At 38.7% G+C, this 18201-nt stretch carries 15 protein-coding genes; 1 reads left to right on the top strand and 14 read right to left on the bottom strand.

Translation table 11 applies throughout. From position 1 onward, the window contains the following. Positions 1-556: 556 nt before the first annotated feature. Positions 557-2566 (bottom strand): penicillin-binding protein 2, encoded by a 2010-nt coding sequence (locus NSU19_RS07595; protein ID WP_082830406.1) that lies wholly within the window; start codon positions 2564-2566, stop codon positions 557-559. Between the two features lie 429 nt (positions 2567-2995). Here NSU19_RS07595 and NSU19_RS07590 point away from each other — a divergent pair, with 429 nt between their 5' ends. Beyond that, positions 2996-3781 carry a CAP domain-containing protein gene (locus tag NSU19_RS07590; RefSeq protein ID WP_339199985.1) on the top strand — a complete coding sequence of 262 codons (786 nt, stop codon included), beginning with the start codon at positions 2996-2998 and terminating at the stop codon, positions 3779-3781. Positions 3782-3917: 136 nt separating this feature from the next. Here NSU19_RS07590 and NSU19_RS07585 read toward each other — a convergent pair whose 3' ends face one another. The 13 genes from NSU19_RS07585 to NSU19_RS07525 form a co-directional block, all read right to left on the bottom strand. Beyond that, complete coding sequence (locus NSU19_RS07585) at positions 3918-4787, bottom strand: NAD(P)-dependent oxidoreductase (RefSeq protein ID WP_063389334.1); 870 nt, start codon at positions 4785-4787, stop codon at positions 3918-3920. Positions 4788-4883: 96 nt separating this feature from the next. Beyond that, positions 4884-5669 (bottom strand): SDR family oxidoreductase, encoded by a 786-nt coding sequence (locus NSU19_RS07580; protein WP_063389335.1) that lies wholly within the window; start codon positions 5667-5669, stop codon positions 4884-4886. Between the two features lie 429 nt (positions 5670-6098). Next, the gene (locus NSU19_RS07575; protein WP_339199615.1) at positions 6099-8081 is read right to left on the bottom strand and encodes a methyl-accepting chemotaxis protein; all 1983 of its coding nucleotides are present in this window, start codon (positions 8079-8081) and stop codon (positions 6099-6101) included. Between the two features lie 639 nt (positions 8082-8720). After that, positions 8721-10436 (bottom strand): phosphoenolpyruvate--protein phosphotransferase, encoded by a 1716-nt coding sequence (ptsP, locus tag NSU19_RS07570; RefSeq protein ID WP_066247962.1) that lies wholly within the window; start codon positions 10434-10436, stop codon positions 8721-8723. Further along, on the bottom strand, positions 10436-10702 hold the full coding sequence (locus tag NSU19_RS07565) for a phosphocarrier protein HPr (RefSeq protein ID WP_063389338.1): 267 nt from the start codon (positions 10700-10702) through the stop codon (positions 10436-10438). Before NSU19_RS07565 ends, ptsP begins: the two co-directional genes overlap by 1 nt. A gap of 127 nt (positions 10703-10829) precedes the next feature. Continuing rightward, on the bottom strand, positions 10830-12899 hold the full coding sequence (gene ptsG, locus NSU19_RS07560) for a glucose-specific PTS transporter subunit IIBC (protein WP_339199612.1): 2070 nt from the start codon (positions 12897-12899) through the stop codon (positions 10830-10832). Between the two features lie 171 nt (positions 12900-13070). Next, positions 13071-13910, bottom strand: a complete 840-nt coding sequence (locus NSU19_RS07555) for a PRD domain-containing protein (RefSeq protein ID WP_063389340.1) — start codon at positions 13908-13910, stop codon at positions 13071-13073. Between the two features lie 216 nt (positions 13911-14126). After that, a complete protein-coding gene (locus NSU19_RS07550) occupies positions 14127-15002 on the bottom strand; it encodes a cation diffusion facilitator family transporter (protein ID WP_063389341.1) in 876 nt (291 codons plus the stop codon). A gap of 251 nt (positions 15003-15253) precedes the next feature. Beyond that, positions 15254-15400 carry a YvrJ family protein gene (locus NSU19_RS07545; RefSeq protein WP_063389342.1) on the bottom strand — a complete coding sequence of 49 codons (147 nt, stop codon included), beginning with the start codon at positions 15398-15400 and terminating at the stop codon, positions 15254-15256. Positions 15401-15466: 66 nt separating this feature from the next. Continuing rightward, positions 15467-15685, bottom strand: a complete 219-nt coding sequence (locus tag NSU19_RS07540; RefSeq protein ID WP_063389343.1) for a DUF2922 domain-containing protein — start codon at positions 15683-15685, stop codon at positions 15467-15469. A gap of 19 nt (positions 15686-15704) precedes the next feature. After that, positions 15705-15923, bottom strand: a complete 219-nt coding sequence (locus NSU19_RS07535; RefSeq protein ID WP_063389344.1) for a DUF1659 domain-containing protein — start codon at positions 15921-15923, stop codon at positions 15705-15707. A 360-nt stretch (positions 15924-16283) separates the two neighbouring features. Further along, positions 16284-17243 carry a 6-phosphofructokinase gene (gene pfkA / locus NSU19_RS07530; RefSeq protein WP_066247956.1) on the bottom strand — a complete coding sequence of 320 codons (960 nt, stop codon included), beginning with the start codon at positions 17241-17243 and terminating at the stop codon, positions 16284-16286. Between the two features lie 96 nt (positions 17244-17339). Next, positions 17340-18035 (bottom strand): thermonuclease family protein, encoded by a 696-nt coding sequence (locus NSU19_RS07525; RefSeq protein WP_063389346.1) that lies wholly within the window; start codon positions 18033-18035, stop codon positions 17340-17342. Positions 18036-18201: the final 166 nt, after the last annotated feature.

Genomic DNA, 18201 nt, shown 5'->3' with positions numbered 1-18201 from the left:
CCTATTACTACCCTTTCCAGAAAGAAAAAGTCTATCTTGTTCATTGACCTGCTACTTTTTGTCCACCTAAAATTTTAATATAGTTTTACAAATTAAACATCTAAAAATGTGTCAATCTTACTATTTAAAATGTTTTTTCGACTTTTTCCACTGCATTTCCTTCCCTATAAAAAATATGTATGTATCAACATTTTAAAAAATACTGGCCAAAAAAGGGCTAGTTTTTTTTGTCTTATGCGGATTTTTCGGTTATTTTGCGGTTTTTGCGCTTCCCTCAGGTTTAACAACGCACCTGAGGCATGCAAGAGGTGGTATGAGCTTTACCGATTTTGCGGCCATGTGCGGTTTTTGCGCTTTCTTCGGGTTTCACACCATTCGGAGATATGCAGATAGGACAAAAGTTTGCGGTTTTTGCGGCATGTGCGAATTTCGAACCGTTTATCGAAAAATCTTTATGCGAATGCGGCATCGTTCAATTTATATGAATGGTTTTCGATAACTAATAGAAAAGCCATCGCTCGTTAAAAAGCGACGGCCCTTCTATATAATTTATTTTTTATTGCTCGTCATCATTTGATTTTGCATTGGAATTTCCGGCGTATTCTTTCTGTAAATCGATGTATGCTTTTACAATATCTCTCGCTATACGTTTATTCACATCTTCGCTTCCGGTTCTTTTTGTCCAAGGGACGACAACACTGAAAGCAACCTGCGGATCTTTGGCAGGATAATAGCCGATAAATGTTAAATTATAAACGTCTGTCCCCCAGTATTGACGCTTCGTACCATAATAAGTCGTTTCCGCTGTTCCGGTTTTGCCCGCAACATTTAATCCATGTAACTGAGCGTAAGCTGTTCCGCGTCGAGTATTCGTCACTAGATAAAAGCCTTGTTGGACGCGTTGAATATCCTCTTCCGTATTGTTTATTCGGTTTAACACTTTTACCGGCATTTCTTGAGCAATCGGTCCGAGTCCATCGTCAGTCGGTTCAAGAATTTCTGTTACAAGCCGCGGCTTAACACGGTATCCGCCATTTGCAATCGTTGAAACATATTGGGCCATTTGCAGCGGTGTGTACGTATCAAACTGACCAATGGCAAGGTCAAGCAATTTCCCTCTGTCAATTCCAGGATCAGATTGCTGCCCTGCAGACTCCTGCGGGAGATCAATCCCTGTCGGAACCCCTAAACCAAATTGGGCATAGTAATTCCGCATCTTTTGAAAATCTTCATCTTTAGCTGGAAAACTTCTTCCCGGATAATATTGTATACCAGCAATTTTCATAGCGATATGGAACATATAAACGTTTGAACTTCTTTGCAACGCTGTTAGGTCAGATACAGCCCCCATATTTTGATAAGAAGATTTTTCCGGAGTCCCTTTTAAACGAATTGGTGCGTCATAAAAGACGGTTCCGTGTCTCAGACCAAATTGATATCCTGCTAAAACTGTCGCACCTTTAACGGTAGAACCCATTTCATATTGCGTCCCAAATGCACCGTAATCAAAGTTCAACATCTCTCCTGAATCGTACATTCGTCCGACCATCGCCAAAACGTCTCCTTTATACGGATCCATCATGACAACGAAAGCGCGGTCAACTAAATAATTTCCACGTCCTCTTGCTGCTTTGATCTGCTGATCAACAATTTTTTCAATTCTTTTTTGCAGTTCGATATCGATGGAAAGTTTTAAATCGAATCCTCTTCTGCCGTCATCAATTTCCTTTTGGGAAATCGTATTTCCATCTTTATCAGATATATATTGAACTTTTGCTTTTCTTGGGTTTAGATAATCCTCATATTGCTGCTCCAAATAGCTTTTTCCAACTCGTTCATTTCGGGCATAGCCTCGAGCTACAAAAAATGATTTATTGTCTTCTGGTATCCCTTCTTTTGGAGATGAGATTTTCCCTAAAATCGTTTTAAATACGTCATCATAAGGGTACACCCTTTCCCAATCTGTGATGACATCGACACCCGGAAGATTTTCCAGCTGTTCCGCAACCCTTGAAACTTCTTCTTGGCTTAAGTTCGTTGCGACAATCTGCGGCTCATACGCATATCCGGATGAAAATTTCGTATATAGAGCGGCAAGCTCCAATTCTTTTGGATCCTTCTCGATTTTTTTAATTTCTTCTTCCGGAACCCGTTCAACCTGAAGTGGATATGTTTCCTTAGGTTCTAATTTTTTCTCTTTTTCCGTCAATAAGTTTTCTGCCTTTTTTGGATTTTTGGCTATCCAATAATCCCGCAAATCTCTTTCTCTTAGAAAAGATGTGTCGAGATCAATCAGCTGTGCTAATTTTTTTGCTGTTTCCAGCTTGTCTTTCGTTTTGGTCGTCTTCTCCACCGTATAGGTCACAGCAGGAACATTTTTGTTGTCTACAACGATTCTCCCGTTTCGGTCAAACATTTTTCCTCTTGGTGCAGGATATTGCGCAACATTCACTTCTGTCCGGCTGACTTCTTTCGCATATTCTTCACCCTGAACAATTTGAACGATGCCAAGGCGGACGACAAGTGCGGCAAATAAAAGAAAAACGATAAAAAAGAAAAAATTGATACGAAAAATTCTCGCTTTCCTTTGCCGTTTTGTCTCAGAAGGAGTTGTTTCCGCTTCTTTTTTCACGAAGGAATCTTCCTTTCTTTTCTAATATAAATCATGTTTCAGTTATAAATCATGTTTCAGTCGACTCATGAACTTGTAAATATATTGTAACATACATTACAAAGTTTTGTTTTCTATACAGATTGTCAACCCCTAATTCTTATCAATTTATAGACATTTTGCTTAATTTTGTCACTTCTTGAAGGAAGTATATCATATATTCCCTCGGTTGGAACCCTATAATTTCAACAATTACATGATAATGTTTATAAACTTAAAATCTATTATTTGTCAATGGAAGGAATAGACAAAAATATGACAAAAAACGCATGTTATGATAGTTTCGTAAATTACATGAACAAATTTCAAGGAGGTAGAAAACGCATGAAGAAATCTATTATTGCTTCTATTGCAGCAGCTGCCGCCATTTTCACTGCAGGCGCCGGCACAAATGCCAATGCAGCTGAAATTCAAAACCAACCAGTTCAAATCAAAAGCTACGTACAAACTTTCGGACCTTATCATATAAACGAAGATCAATTGAAACAGCTCATTCAATCAGCTGATTCAAAAGAATTGCAAAATCTATTAAACAACTGTTTACAAAATCCAAGCATAGAAGCAAATAATGCTATAAAAGAAGCAATTAAAAGAAACACAAACCAGCCTGCGAACAAGCGAGCTGTGAAAAACCCAGCCCAAACTACTCAAAAAACAACTCAGCCAGCACCATCTGCCAATGACAAAGCAACCAACAACCAAACACCAAAACAATCACAAACCGCTTCATCCGTAAATGCATTTGAGAAAAAAGTAGTTGAACTAACAAATGCTGAGCGGCAAAAACAAGGTTTAAAGCCTCTTGTTTTAGATGAAGCTTTAAGCAAGGTAGCTCGTGAAAAATCTTTAGATATGCAAAGAAACAAATATTTTTCCCACACAAGCCCGACTTACGGTTCTCCGTTTGACATGATGAAAAAGTTCGGCATTTCCTTCAGAACAGCAGGGGAAAATATTGCAATGGGGCAACGTACTCCTGAAGAAGTTGTTAATGCTTGGATGAACAGCTCTGGCCACAGACAAAACATTTTAAATCCTAACTTTACTCATATCGGCGTTGGTTACGTAGAAAATGGAAATTACTGGACACAAATGTTTATTGGAAAATAATAGATCGGACAGTTCACTCATTTCAACTTTTTAAAAGGTGTGGGGGATATGCCCCCACACTTTTTTTGAAAATTAATTGCTGAGAAAAAGAAGAAGCTGACTAAAATTGTGTGACTTAAAAGAATGATGTGCGTTTTTATTTTTTCCACAGCTTATATAATGCATGTATTCCGCTATTTTCTTCTCCCATTTCAGCCAGTTTTTCATACAAGCTTCTCGCAAGCTCAAGCCCTGGTACGTCTAATTCCATTCTTCTTGCTTCCTCTAAAGCAATGTCCATATCTTTTATAAAGTGCTTGACATAAAATCCAGGCTCAAATTGATTCGAAAGCATTCTCGGCGCATAGTTCGACAAAGACCAACTTCCAGCAGCCCCGGAGGAAATGCTTTTCAACACCTTATCTGGATCCAGCCCCGCCCGAACAGCGTAGGCAAGCGATTCACAAACACTAATGATGCCGGCAGCAATCGCAATTTGGTTGCACATTTTTGTATGCTGCCCCGCACCAGCTTTTCCTTGATAAACAATATTTTTTCCCATTTTCTCAAAAATTTCAAAACATTCATCGAACGTCTCTTGATCTCCTCCGACCATAATCGATAGCGTTCCATTTTTTGCGCCGACATCTCCTCCTGAAACAGGCGCATCTAAAAAGGAAATGCCTTTTTCCTTTGATTTTTCGTATATTTTTTCGGCAAGCGATGGTTTTGTCGTTGTCATGTCAATACATATAGCTCCTGGATAGGCATTGGCTAAAATTCCATTTTCACTAAAATAAACTTCTTCAACATCTTTCGGGAAACCAACCATCGTGATAATAACATTCGCATCTTTTGCGAGATCTTTGATCGATTCTTTCCAAACAGCACCTTGATTGATCAAATCTTCGGCCTTTTCTTTCGTCCGGGTATAAACCGTAAGCGGATAACCCGCTTCAAGCAAATGACGTGCCATGCTTTTTCCCATTACTCCAAGCCCAATAAAACCGATTGTTTTTTTTGACATATTGTTCACCCTTTCCCCATTTCAGTGTATACGGCTTAGTAATGAAACTGTTCTGCTATGAAACGCTTGCATTTTCAGCTTTCAGTGCACACCCGATTAAATGGACTTTACTAAACCGCCGTCAATCAAAAAGGTTTGTCCAGTCATATATGTATTCAAGTCAGACAGAAGAAACAGCACATAGTTCGCAAATTCATTCGGTTCTCCGTAGCGGTTGAGAGGAATCGCTTCCAAATATTTGTTCTTGATCTCTTCTTTCGGAATACCGAGCTTCGCTGCATTCCATTCTTCCAATTGATCAATCCGTTCTGTTGCAATTCTGCCGGGTGACGCCGTGTTAATTAAAATATCGTACTTTGCAAATTCTGTTGCTAACGTTTTCGTCAGCCCCACAATTCCTAAGCGAAACGTGTTGGATAAAATTAAACCCGGGATCGGCTCCTTCACGGAAGAAGAAGCAATATTTACGATTTTCCCTCCTCTTTGTTTCATATGCGGAAGAATCTCGCGAATGGTACGGATATAGCTGAGCAAGTTTAATTCAAAAGCATTTTGCCAATCTTCATCAGTCATTTGCTCAAATCCTCCTGCAGGGGGACCGCCAGCGTTGTTAACGAGTAAATCAATTTTGCCAAACTCTTTTATTGTCTGATTAACTAGCCTGCTAATTTCCTCTTTTGAAGTAATGTCTGTTTTAATAAAGGCTGCTTTTCCTTTTCCAAGCGCATTTAATTGATTTGCCACGTCTATTAGCTTTTCTTCATTTCGGCTTGTGATCATCACGTCGGCTCCTTCTTCCACAAGCCTTGTTGCAATCGCTTTACCTAATCCTTGACTTGATGCCAAAACAAGTGCTGTTTTACCTTTGAAACCGAAATCCATTGACATTCCATCCTTTCACCTTTTCTTTCATCTTATCATGATCTTATCAAAATGTGGGAAACTTTCGTTTTACTCCCATTCTGAATTTATTAACGACATAGAGCTTCTTTTGTTTGCTCAACACTGTCAAAGGCGGCCTGCGAAGGTGCGTTTAAGCTTGTCCTCTTTCACGCAGTAGTATGTCCAAAATTCAAATTTCAAAGGGAGCTTTAAACCCATGCTTTTTCTTGACATCAACTGTTATGGTTTTCTTACCTGCCTGCTCATCTAGGTGAATTGCATTCAAATCAAAAATAAAGAAAGGGCTGTCCAGAGAAATCCCTTTGAAAACAAAAAATCATAAACACCGATATATCAACGTTTCTAAAACATTAATGGGGGCGTCAATAAGCCGTAAAAACGACTTATTAGACACCCCCTGCATATTTTTTATAACTTAAAGCGTTCTACTAAGCCTTTTAAGCGGTTGCTTTCTTCGCTTAACGATTCCGCTTTTTCCGCAACCATTGAGAATGCTTTGACCTGCTCGTTCGTTGTTGCACTGACTTCTTCCGCAGAGGCAGCTAGCTGCTGGGTTACTGCAGAAATATTTTCAATCGATTCGACGACTGTTTCTTTTTGCTCATTCATCCGATCGATCGCATTTAATGTTGATTTAATGGCATTAAGCAAATCTTCCATTTTAATTGCAATTTCATGAAACGCATTGCCTGTCACTTGAACAGCTTTGTTTTGTTCTTCATGAATTTTTTTCGAACGACTCATTGCATCGTAGGCATTTTTCGTTTCAATTTGGATTCCTTCAATCATATTTTTAATGTTTTCTGTCGCTTTTGCCGATTGTTCAGCAAGGTTTCTTACTTCCTCAGCGACAACGGCAAATCCTTTACCTGATTCACCTGCTCTTGCTGCTTCAATACTTGCATTTAAAGCGAGCAAGTTCGTCTGATCTGAAATTTTGGAAATGGTCGACACGATATCAGAAATTTTTTCAACTCGATCTACAAGATTTTGTAGTACGGATTGGACCATCTCAGATTCTTTGTCAGCCTCATTTGATTTTATTTGAAGCTCATTTAGCTTTTCTAAACCATTATAGCTGGCATTTTGTGATTCGTAAGATAAATTTTCGACATTTTTTACATCATTGTTTACTTGTTGAATACAATCTTCTAATTGTTTGATTTGTCCGTTTATAATTTCCGTACTGTTTGCCTGCTCACCTGAGCCTTTTGCAATTTCCTCAATTGCAACGGAAATTTCCTCACTTGACGCAGTAGCTTCTTCCGAAACCACGTTTAATGTTTGAGCAGATTGCTGCAGCTCCTTCACGGATCCGTCCAGATCGAGGAGAATTTGTCGGATGTTATCGGTCATCTTCGTAAAGCTATTAGCCAATTTCCCGATTTCATCTTTATTTTTCACTGTTAATGTTCCGGATAAATCCCCTTCAGCCATTTTGTCGGCGTTTTTAGCCAAAAGCAAAATCGGCTTTGAAATGCTTCTCGAAACAAAACTAGTGATGAAAAATGCCACAATCAATGCAGCAATAATAATGGAAACGTTAATGCTCCGGATTGTGCGGGCTGTTTGCTCCAGATTTGCATCCGAATAGACTACACCGATTTTCCAATTTAGTTCCGTGATCGTTTCAAAAATAATGGTTGAATCTTTTCCATTTTCTTTTATAGAAGCTATACCACGTTTTTGGTTTTTAATCGCTGCCATAAGACCGTTGTTTTTATATAAATTTTTTCCGGTCATTTTCGGATGAGCGATGGCATCTCCATTTCTATCAAGCAGGAATGTATACCCTCCAAAGCCAGCTTCCACTTGCTTAACAAATTCATTAAACGTTGTTAAATTAATATCAATTCCAATAACGCCAAGCAACACCCCATCCTTTGTAATGGCCTTTGAGGCGGTAACAACATATTCTCCTTTTTCCCCATCACGATAAGGCTCTGACCACGAAACAAAGTTTGGACTTGTTACAGCGCTTTTATACCAAGGTCGTGAATTGATTATCAAATCTTCCTTTAAGTTTAACTCAGGTTCTGCAGCAACAAGAGTCTTAGTGTTGGCTACATAGACAGACCGGACCAATTGATTAGCGCTTAAAAACGATTGAAACGTTTCCTTTACGGACTGTAAAGATTGATCGTCATTTTTTTCAAGCAACTGTGCGATTTCCGGTTCATTGCTGAAAAGCAGCAAAATTCTTTCATATTCCTGCATCTGTAAAAGCAGGTTCTTTTTCGCTTGCTTAACAATCGATTGCCCCGTATGAAACGCATCTGATTTAATGTTCTTTTGAACAAAATAATCAGACGTGAAAAAAACAACCAAAAGTGAAAAAATTAACAATATGGTGATGAGCGCTGTCAATTTCCACTGAAGCTTTTTAAACATTTGTTCCATCTCCTACATAAATCTTTATTTAATAAAAATAATTAAGAAAACTTATACGTTTTCTAATGTATATATCGGCAATCTGATTTATCTTTTTACAAAATGAAACTAATTATCTTTTTCATATTTCCAATTGGCTTTGTTTTTGGGAGCGATCTTGCATAAAAAAAAGCATAGGCTGCATGTGTTTCTTCTAAAAAAAGATACCGCCGTAGCGGTGCCGGCTGTGAAAAAGAAAAAAAGTTTTAGCAAATTGGAGGAAAGTAACAAGAAGAGATTCGGATATCGAGGGCTTCAAATTTTTGCATTTGCAAACTTATCCTAATTTATATCGTGATACCCCGTCGTTTTAGTTGCTCAAACTGCAAAAAGCTTTTTATGAACTGCAGCTGCTGTGTTTTGCTTTCTATCGTTTGCATCAAATTAGCTATACGCTCGCTGCAAATCATTTTTATATTTTGATGGACTTTATCGGGATAATAAAGCGGATGTAAAATCAAAAAATGCTGATGCTCTGCGTTTTTCATACTCCATTTTACTTAGAGCCGAAATTCTTTTATATTCACCTTCCGTAAATAAATCGGCTCTTGCATCAAAAAAAGGAGCCGATTCAGATTAAACTGATCGGCTCCGTACCTTTTATATTTGGAACGTTTTTTTAACAAAAGAAACGACTTCTTCCGTTGTTTGCATAGAAAGAACTTTTTCTTTAAAGCTTTCTGCTTCCTGTTTTGAAAGCTTTTTAATTTGTGAACGCGCAGGCAAAATAGATGTTGCGCTCATGGAAAATTCATCTAATCCAAGTCCAAGCAGAAGCGGTATAGCAATCGGGTCTCCTGCCATTTCTCCGCACATTCCAACCCATTTTCCTTCTTTATGAGCTGCATCGATCACAATGGAAATTAATCGAAGGATGGCCGGATTATACGGTTGATACAAATATGAAACCCGTTCATTCATCCGGTCTGCTGCCATTGTATATTGAATTAAATCATTTGTTCCAATGCTGAAGAAATCAACCACTTTGGCAAATTGATCCGCCATAACAGCAGTTGATGGAATTTCAACCATTATTCCAACTTCGATATCATCAGCTACTTCAATACCTGCTTGAACAAGTTTTTCTTTTTCTTCGAGCAGAATAGCTTTCGCTTGATGGAATTCATCGATTGTCGCAATCATTGGAAACATGATTTTTAAGTTTCCATATTTGCTTGCGCGAAGCAGCGCTTTAAGCTGTGTCCGAAAAATATCTTGCTTTTCTAAACAAAGGCGGATGGCGCGGAATCCAAGAAAAGGATTCAGCTCCTTTGGAAGATTCAAGTAAGGAAGCTCTTTGTCCCCGCCGATATCCAATGTACGGACAACAACAGGTTTTCCTTCCATTCTCTCAAGAACTGTTTTATATGCTTCAAATTGTTCTTCTTCTGTAGGCATTTGGTCTCGTCCCATGTATAAAAATTCCGTACGGTAGAGACCTATTCCTTCACCGCCGTTGTCAAGAACACCTTGTACGTCATTAGGCGTGCCAATATTAGCGGCAAGCTCGACACGATGTCCATCCTTCGACAACGTCGGCTCGTCTTTTAATTTAGCCCATTCCGCTTTTTGCTCTTCATATTTTTCTCTTTTCTTTTCATATTCGGCAATACAATCTTCACTTGGATTTATGATTACTTGTCCTTCAATCCCATCAACAATGACTAAAGCACCGTTTTCAATTTTGGCGGTAGCTTCCTTTGTTCCGACAACAGCAGGGATTTCCATAGAACGAGCCATGATCGCAGAATGGGATGTTCTTCCTCCAATATCAGTTGTAAATGCTTTAACAAAATTTTTGTTTAATTGCGCAGTATCAGAGGGTGTTAAATCTTCTGCAACAATAATGACTTCTTCATTAATTAAACTTGGATTTGGGATTTGAACGCCTAATAAATGGGCTATAACCCTTTTCGTGACATCCCGAATATCCGCTGCTCGCTCGCGCATATACTCATTTTCCATCGCTTCGAACATCGCAATAAATTGATCAGCTGTTTCCCTCATCGCAAATTCAGCGTTTACAGCTTCGTTTTCGATTTTCTCTTTGACTGGATTTAACAGCTCAGGATCGTTCAAAACGAGCAAATGCGCTTCAAAAATCGCTGCTTTATCCGCACCAAGCCTTTCTTCTGTGCTGTTTTTAATTACCTCGAGCTCTGCTTTGGCGCTTTCGACAGATTGTTCAAAACGCTCAATTTCTGCTCGAATATTTTGTATTTCTTTTTTTGATACGGTTAAATCCGGCTCTTCTAGACGGTATGCCTTCGCAATAGCGATACCGTTTGATGCTGCAATCCCAGATAGCTGTATCATTATTCGCCTAACCCTTCTTTTTTGATTGTCTCTTCAATCGCTTGAAGTGCATCATTTTCATCAGCACCTGATGCTGTAACTTTAATGGTTGCTCCTTTTGGAATACCTAATGACATAACTCCCATAATAGATTTTAAGTTTACTGTTTTTCCATTGTATTCCAAATTAATGTCGGCTTCAAATTTGCTTGCCGTTTGCACTAATATAGTCGCAGGTCTTGCGTGAATTCCTGTGTCAGCGGTAATGTTGAATGTTTTTTCAGCCATTTGCATCAAATCCTTTCTGCTATTTTCTTTAAAAATTTTATCAGTGCATGTCGAGTTGTGCAAGCTGATAATCAATTATTTGTGAAACCAGCCTTGTCCGATTTAAACAAGGCCGGTTTACTAACTGCTACCGAATGGCAATAATGTTTTCTTCGCCCTTGTTTACTTTGCCTACTTTTTTCAATTCAATTGCTTCACCTTCTTTTAAATTAGTGAAGACAATCGGCGTCATAATAGAAGGAGAATGATTTTTAACATATTCAAGATCCACTTCAAGAAGTTTGTCACCTAATTTTACAGTATCGCCTTCTGAAACGAAAATGTCAAATCCTTTTCCTTTCAATTTTACTGTATCAATACCAAAATGGATCAATATTTCATGGCCAGAATCAGACTGCAAGCTAATAGCATGTTTCGTTGGAAATACATTTAACACTTTACCGTTAACAGGAGAGACGACGATACCTTCTTCAGGTACAATAGCAATCCCATCTCCCATCATTTTTCCAGAGAATACTTGATCCGGTACTTCTGTAATCGGATGAAGAGTACCTGTCATAGGCGATGAAAATGTTAAGCTTTCGCTTTGTAATTCTTCCGGCATAACATTTTCCACTTGTTCTTTAACTTCCTGCTCTGGAGAATGAACTTTTTCTGCTCTTGGAGTTCTTCCATTCATGATGTCTTGTATTTGAGTTTTTAAATTGTCCGATTTAGGGCCAAAAATTGCCTGGATGTTGTTGCCCACTTCTAAAACACCTGAAGCGCCGAGCTTTTTCAAGCGTTCTTTATCAACTTTCTTTTGATCATGAACAGATACGCGCAGCCTTGTGATACATGCATCAAGGTGCTGAATATTTTCATTTCCGCCAAGCGCCTCTAAAATGTTATATGGAAGATCTCCGGCTTTTTCGCTCTCCTGCTCATCATCAGATGTTTCAACACTTGCATCTTCCCGTCCAGGAGTTTTCAGGTTGAATTTTCGGATGGCAAATCGGAAACCGAAATAGTAAAGGACCGCAAATACAAGCCCAACTGGGATAACGAGCCACCAAGCCGTTCGATTCGGAAGGACGCCAAATAATATAAAGTCGATCACTCCGCCTGAAAAAGTCATTCCAATTTTAACATGTAAAATATGCATGACCATAAAGGATAGTCCTGCAAATATCGCATGAATCGCAAACAAAAGCGGTGCTACAAACAAAAAGCTGAATTCAATCGGTTCTGTAATTCCTGTTAAAAACGATGTCAACGCGGCAGAACCCATAATCCCTGCGACCACTTTTTTATTCTCGGGTTTGGCTTCGTGATAAATAGCGAGTGCTGCGGCAGGGAGACCGAACATCATAAACGGAAATTTACCTGTCATAAACGTTCCAGCTGTCAATTCCACACCGTCCTTGATTTGGGCAAAGAAAATGGCCTGATCGCCGCGAACAACGTGCCCTGCTTCGTTTACATAAGAACCAAATTCATACCAAAAAGGAGCATAGAAAATATGATGTAATCCAAACGGAATCAATGAACGTTCAATCACACCGAAAATAAAAGCGGCGAGCGTTTTGTTCGTCTCAAGTATTCCTTGAGAAAACTGGTTTAATGCCCCTTGGATCGGCGGCCAAATAAAGTACATCGCAATCCCTAATAGAACAGCGGACGCAGCTGTCACAATTGGAACAAACCGCTTTCCGGCAAAAAATCCTAAATATTGCGGAAGCTCAATTTTATAATATTTGTTGTACATATAAGCAGCTATGATACCTACTATGATCCCGCCAAACACACCTGTTTGCAAAGTCTCAATTCCGAGAACGTTTGCAAATGCTGGATCAGAACTAATATCTTTAGGCATTTGACCCAAACCTGTTAAAATACCGTTCATTGTAACATTCATAATTAAGTAGCCGATGACTGCTGCAATCCCTGCAACTCCATCGCCGTTTGCAAGACCGATTGCAACGCCGACTGCAAATAACAACGGCAGGTTGGTGAATACTATTTGCCCAGCTTGCTCCATGACGCTTGCGATAAGCACGATCCAGTCGTTCGTTAAAGCAGGAATTCTATCTGTTAAATCCGGATTTTGCATAGCATTACCAAATGCAAGCAAAATACCTGCTGCAGGAAGAAGCGCTACCGGCAGCATAAGCGCGCGTCCTATTTTTTGTAAAACACCGAAAATTGATTTAAACATAACATGACCTCCTTATAATTATCATTTGACAAATGCAGCAAGAATAATCGATGTATTAGAAAAAACAAAAAAGGCATGGTGAAACAAGGCGTCAACTGTACGAAAACAAATCCCTATACAGTACACCTTGCTCACTCATGCCTGATCGAATCAGTAACACGTGCGCAAAATTTATTCTTTTTTTGCTATTCGATATAAATGCATCGTTAAATAAACAGCTTCTGCTTCATCAATTTGTTTTTTCAATACTTGCTGCATCATTTTAATCATTTTCCATGCAACATTATAGCATAGAGGATATTTTTTTTTCAACAATAAAGCTAATTCTTCTGGTTCTTCCGTTTTTTCCTCTTTGAGAACCCTTTCAATTGTTGCCTGAAGATGCCTTACAAGCCGCAAATAATTAAAGCTTTCTTTATCAAGCTGGATGTTTAAGGAATCTTCTGCAACTTCGATTAACTGAGCAATAAGCTGAGAATGGCGGTTCACTTCAGAAATTGATTTATGCGTTATGGCGCTGTGAATGTGGAGAGCGATGAAACCGATCTCACCTTTGGGCAGCTTGATTTTCAGCTTATCTTCAATAATGGACACCACTTCACTAGCAATATTATATTCTTTCGGATAAAGCACTTCAGTCTCCGACAAAAAAGGGTTTTTGATGTCCATCCCCTGCTCGATCCTCTTAATTGCGAACGTAATATGGTCTGTTAAAGCTATATGAATATGTTCATTCAGAGGAAGTCCGACTTTCTTTGAAATGTGGGCAATACAGTCTGAAACAACTTCTATCATCTTCTCGTTTGTATAAGGAAGAAGTTTTTTATATTGTTCCTGTTCTTGTTCGTTTTTCAGCACAAATATCTTTTCAACTGTTTCGTTGGAAATCAGCTCCCCCCTTTTTTTTCCGAAACCGATTCCTTTTCCAATCAAGACGACTTCCTGAAAGGTGTCGTGGCCAGCTATTAATACATTATTATTCAACACCTTTTTTACTTTAAAGGACCCCATGTTTAAAAAGACGCTCCTTTACCAGAAATCTATATAATCGTACAAAAAAAGAACGGGGAGGTCAATGCATTTTGCACTCAGCAAAAGCAAGAAAAAATTTACAATCGAACACCTAAGACTGGTGGTGAGGCATCTAAAATGGAAATAGAAAATTTAGTTTTTTCATCTTTCTCGGCAGTTCATACTTTCCTTTCCAAAAATGAAGAGTCCGTTTTTTCAACTGTCGCCTTTTAAAGGTTCTATATGTACATGTACGTTCGTAATATTAAATTCTTCCGTCAGCCTTCTTTCCACTTCATCACAAATCGCATGGCTTTCAACGACATTTAAATTAGAATGAACTTTAATGACAACATCAACATATACGGTGCTTCCGACATATCTGGCTTTAATATCTTCAAGCGATTGAACCCCGGGTATATTGTTAATTGTTTCTTTATATTTGTCTAACTCCTTCTCTGAAAATCCGTCCGTTAAGGAATGAACCGCTTCTTTGAAGATATCCCAAGCAGTTTTGCAAATAAGCACTCCGATGATCATCGCAACAACTGTGTCCATCCATGCGATATGAAATTGCGCCGCCAAAATCCCTAGGAATGTTCCGACACTGACATATGCATCGGATCGATTGTCCATAGCTGCTGCCATGAGCGCTTGACTTTTTATTTTTTTCGCAAGTCTTACATTAAATAAATAAACGGAAAACATGACGATTGCTGAGCCGATAGCCGTCCATGCCGCGATCAAATCAGGTGATTCTGTTTTCGGGTTTATGATTGATTTTGCTCCTTCAGTAAGAACTTCAAAACCAACCATGACCATAATCAATGATGCAATTAAAGACGCAATGGTTTCTGCCCGAAAATGTCCATAGTGATGATCTTGGTCAGGAGGACGCTGCGATATTTTTAATCCGACTAAAACCGCGATCGAAGCAATTACATCAGTCCCGTTGTTCAGTCCGTCAGCCATTAAAGCTTCCGAATGAAAAAAATATCCGACCGCTATCTTTACAACGGTCAACAAAATATAGGCTGCAATGCTAATCCATGCTCCCCGTTCACCCTTTTTTAAATTTTGATAAACTTCCACCTTCCACTAACTCCATTCGTTTAGTCTGCCATTTATACTATCAAAAAAACATGTAAAGGTCTATACATACAGATTATTTCCTTGTTACAAAAGGTTTAATATCAAAAGGTTTTTCTGAAATCAAAGCGATCATTCCAATATGGAGATTAGTAAAACAAGGAAAAATATAAATTATTTCATTTTTTTACATTACATTAAAAAAATATAGCAACCAAACTTTTTACAGTTTGATTGCTATCAATCGAGAGAGATTAATTTTCTTTTTGTGTCAAATAAACCGGGATCATTTGAATCGAATGGTTTAGGTCATCAAGCTTGCCTTCAATCCGGTGAAGCAAATAGAGCGTCACAACAATAGGAAAACCGACATCGCTGATAAACGACAGCCAATCGTGCAAACCAATCCCTCCCTTTATGGCATCTGAAATCCGGCCTGTTCCCGAACCGGAAACAGGCCGCTTCCGTCAGCTCATCGTATATTCTGTCACCGTTTGCTCAATAATTCTGGCTCCTTTTTTTGAAACGAGCGAACCCCCAGAAGAAGTAAAAACATTTGATTGAATGATTGTTTCCATAGCTTGACCAATTTGCTCTGCTGTTAATGAATCCTTAGGTTCATCAACATTGATTCTGACTGTCTTTCCTTCCGTATTGGCAAAAAGAAGATCGAGCGATTTAGACATTTTTTCACCCCCAGATTACTTATGCATTAATTTGATGCGTATCGTTTCGTTCCACTTTGGCAAGCGGCATTTTTTGAAGACTGGCAATTGCTTGGGCTGCTCTAAGCAAATCATCTGCACTAGCTGACGTTTTAATATTGCTGTAATTTTTATAGCGATACAGCGGCTTGCCGGAATGATCAAAACCTTCTTCAAAAACAAGACGCAATTGTGATTTGACCGGTTGAACCTCAGCCATTTGCTCGCACCTCCTTTCACCTTCTTTATATAAAGAAATGAAAAAAAAGGGGCAGCAAATATGTAAAAAGGTGAAAAAAGAAATGAAAACGGAGCCCTGTCGCTGCAGACAACGGCTGTTGATGCCGTTTTGACCATTTCCAATAAACGGAATCTCTTTGGTTTCGTCAATATTTTATTTGGATAAAACTAAATTTTAGAGTAATGAATTTCATCAAAATTAAAAAAGCATTTACGAAGTGCTCTCTTTTATTATGAAAGTGGTCAAACCCCATTAAAAAAGGAGACTTCGTAAATGCAAAACTATTGTGTATCACAAAACGGAACGGATGAAAAAATAAAAGAGCGGTGTCCGCTCTTTTTAAATAGAAAGCTGTTTTGACAACGTATATAATTCTCCGATTGGTTCGCTCTTTTCTTTCAATATCTCTTCAATATCATGATCAACGATTTGGTTTTTCTGTATTCCGACTGCTCTTCCGCCTTTTCCTTCTAACAGAAGCTCAACTGCTCTCGCTCCCATTCTGGAAGCAAGAACTCTATCAAATCCAGTTGGAGAGCCGCCGCGCTGAATATGTCCTAATACCGATACTCGCGTCTCAATGCCGTATTTTTCCTTTAAAATATCGGCAAGTTTTGATGCGCTCATAACTCCTTCAGCTAACGCAATAATGGAATGTTTTTTCCCGCGTTCAACACCATGCTCCAACCGCTTGACAATATCATCTAAGTCAAACGATCTTTCAGGGATTAAGATCGTTTCAGCGCCTCCAGCTACTCCTGCCCAAAGCGCTATATCACCAGCATGCCGCCCCATCACTTCGATTATAAAAATCCGCTCATGGGATTGCGCTGTGTCCCTAATTTGGTCCATTGCCCTTACAACCGTATTCAGAGCTGTATCAAATCCGATCGTGAAATCTGTTCCTGGAATATCGTTATCGATCGTTCCAGGCAATCCAATGCAAGGGAAGCCTTTTTCCGTCAGCTTCAAAGCCCCTCGGTATGATCCGTCTCCGCCAATTACAACAAGACCTTCAATTTCAAATGATTTTAATTGTTGAATCGCAAGAAGCTGTCCTTCTTCTGTTTTAAATTGTTCAGAGCGCGACGATTGGAGAATCGTGCCGCCGCGGTGAATAATGTCCCCTACAGAGCCAAGCTCTAATTTTTTTATGTCACCGTTAATTAATCCTTGATATCCATGGTATACTCCATAAACTTCCAACCCATGAAATATCCCTTTTCTTACAACTGCACGTATTCCAGCATTCATCCCCGGAGAATCTCCGCCAGACGTTAATACAGCTATTCGTTTCATTCCATCACCTCATTATGCAGTTCAATAATTGCTGCCATCTCATGTTTTATAAAATGTATTATATCAAAAAATTTTCCCGCTTAAATGATTTTCTCGTTATTCAGCTTTTCGAAATCCGGCTTCTTTTGCTTCCTCCTCTGTACAAAACATCATTTCTGGTTTTGTTATATAATAGTGCCTGCTGCCAGGCATATGGTATATTTTTTCACCTTTTGAATTAATGTTTCCTTTTATGTCGCAGCCCTCTTTTTTGTCGTCTTGTCCAATCTTATCATTAAATCCATCGTTTGTAACATAGTTTTCTATACTCCAGATTCCGATTTCTTTGTGCTGGGCTTTTTTTTGAACATCCAAAAAACGGTCTACATATTTTGTATTTGGCTGATGAACGTATGCGACGCGGGCTAGCCCGTTTTCAAGCAGCATTTCATTAAACATTTGTCCGTTTATATATAAATAAACAAGTAATCTTCCATACTTGTCACGTTCTCTAACGCCAAGCTCTAATTCAACTTTTTTGTCTGACAGCATTTCTTTTGCAAAATTGCTTGCTTCGATTGCAAATGGCTGCACAGGCTTCGTTGGGTGTACAGATTCAGGAGTATCGACAAGAAGAAGTCGGATTGTTTCTTTTTTATTGTTGACGATGACTTTCATCGTATCACCATCGACGACATCAATTACTTTGGCTTCCAACCGATTGTTTACGGCTGAATCATCTTTTTGCCAAAGCTCCCATCCGAAAAATAATGCAAGCAAACCAAAAAATAAAACAATCCATTTTCTCCACATGATGTTCTTCCTCTCTATTGTGTCCATTCAATGAAATATCATTTTAAGCGAAAAGAACATTCATATCAATAAGAAATGTGGAGGATTTTTCACCTTCAAAGTTATTTTAAATGTTGTTTACATTTTTCTCGGAATATTTTATAAATAAAACCATTCTAGTATAATA

This window comes from Aeribacillus sp. FSL k6-2211, assembly GCF_037966125.1.
Lineage (GTDB): Bacteria > Bacillota > Bacilli > Bacillales > Aeribacillaceae > Aeribacillus > Aeribacillus composti.
This window is presented reverse-complemented; position numbering and strand designations above follow the sequence as displayed.

Excerpts from the sequence above, each read along its gene's own strand:
- NSU19_RS07590 (WP_339199985.1), top strand. The coding sequence starts at position 2,996 with ATGAAGAAATCTATTATTGCTTCTATTGCAGCAGCTGCCGCCATTTTC.
- NSU19_RS07585 (WP_063389334.1), bottom strand. The coding sequence starts at position 4,787 with ATGTCAAAAAAAACAATCGGTTTTATTGGGCTTGGAGTAATGGGAAAA.
- NSU19_RS07580 (WP_063389335.1), bottom strand. The coding sequence starts at position 5,669 with ATGGATTTCGGTTTCAAAGGTAAAACAGCACTTGTTTTGGCATCAAGT.
- NSU19_RS07575 (WP_339199615.1), bottom strand. The coding sequence starts at position 8,081 with ATGTTTAAAAAGCTTCAGTGGAAATTGACAGCGCTCATCACCATATTG.
- ptsP (WP_066247962.1), bottom strand. The coding sequence starts at position 10,436 with ATGATACAGCTATCTGGGATTGCAGCATCAAACGGTATCGCTATTGCG.
- NSU19_RS07565 (WP_063389338.1), bottom strand. The coding sequence starts at position 10,702 with ATGGCTGAAAAAACATTCAACATTACCGCTGACACAGGAATTCACGCA.
- ptsG (WP_339199612.1), bottom strand. The coding sequence starts at position 12,899 with ATGTTTAAATCAATTTTCGGTGTTTTACAAAAAATAGGACGCGCGCTT.
- NSU19_RS07555 (WP_063389340.1), bottom strand. The coding sequence starts at position 13,910 with ATGGGGTCCTTTAAAGTAAAAAAGGTGTTGAATAATAATGTATTAATA.
- NSU19_RS07540 (WP_063389343.1), bottom strand. The coding sequence starts at position 15,685 with ATGTCTAAATCGCTCGATCTTCTTTTTGCCAATACGGAAGGAAAGACA.
- NSU19_RS07535 (WP_063389344.1), bottom strand. The coding sequence starts at position 15,923 with ATGGCTGAGGTTCAACCGGTCAAATCACAATTGCGTCTTGTTTTTGAA.
- pfkA (WP_066247956.1), bottom strand. The coding sequence starts at position 17,243 with ATGAAACGAATAGCTGTATTAACGTCTGGCGGAGATTCTCCGGGGATG.
- NSU19_RS07525 (WP_063389346.1), bottom strand. The coding sequence starts at position 18,035 with ATGTGGAGAAAATGGATTGTTTTATTTTTTGGTTTGCTTGCATTATTT.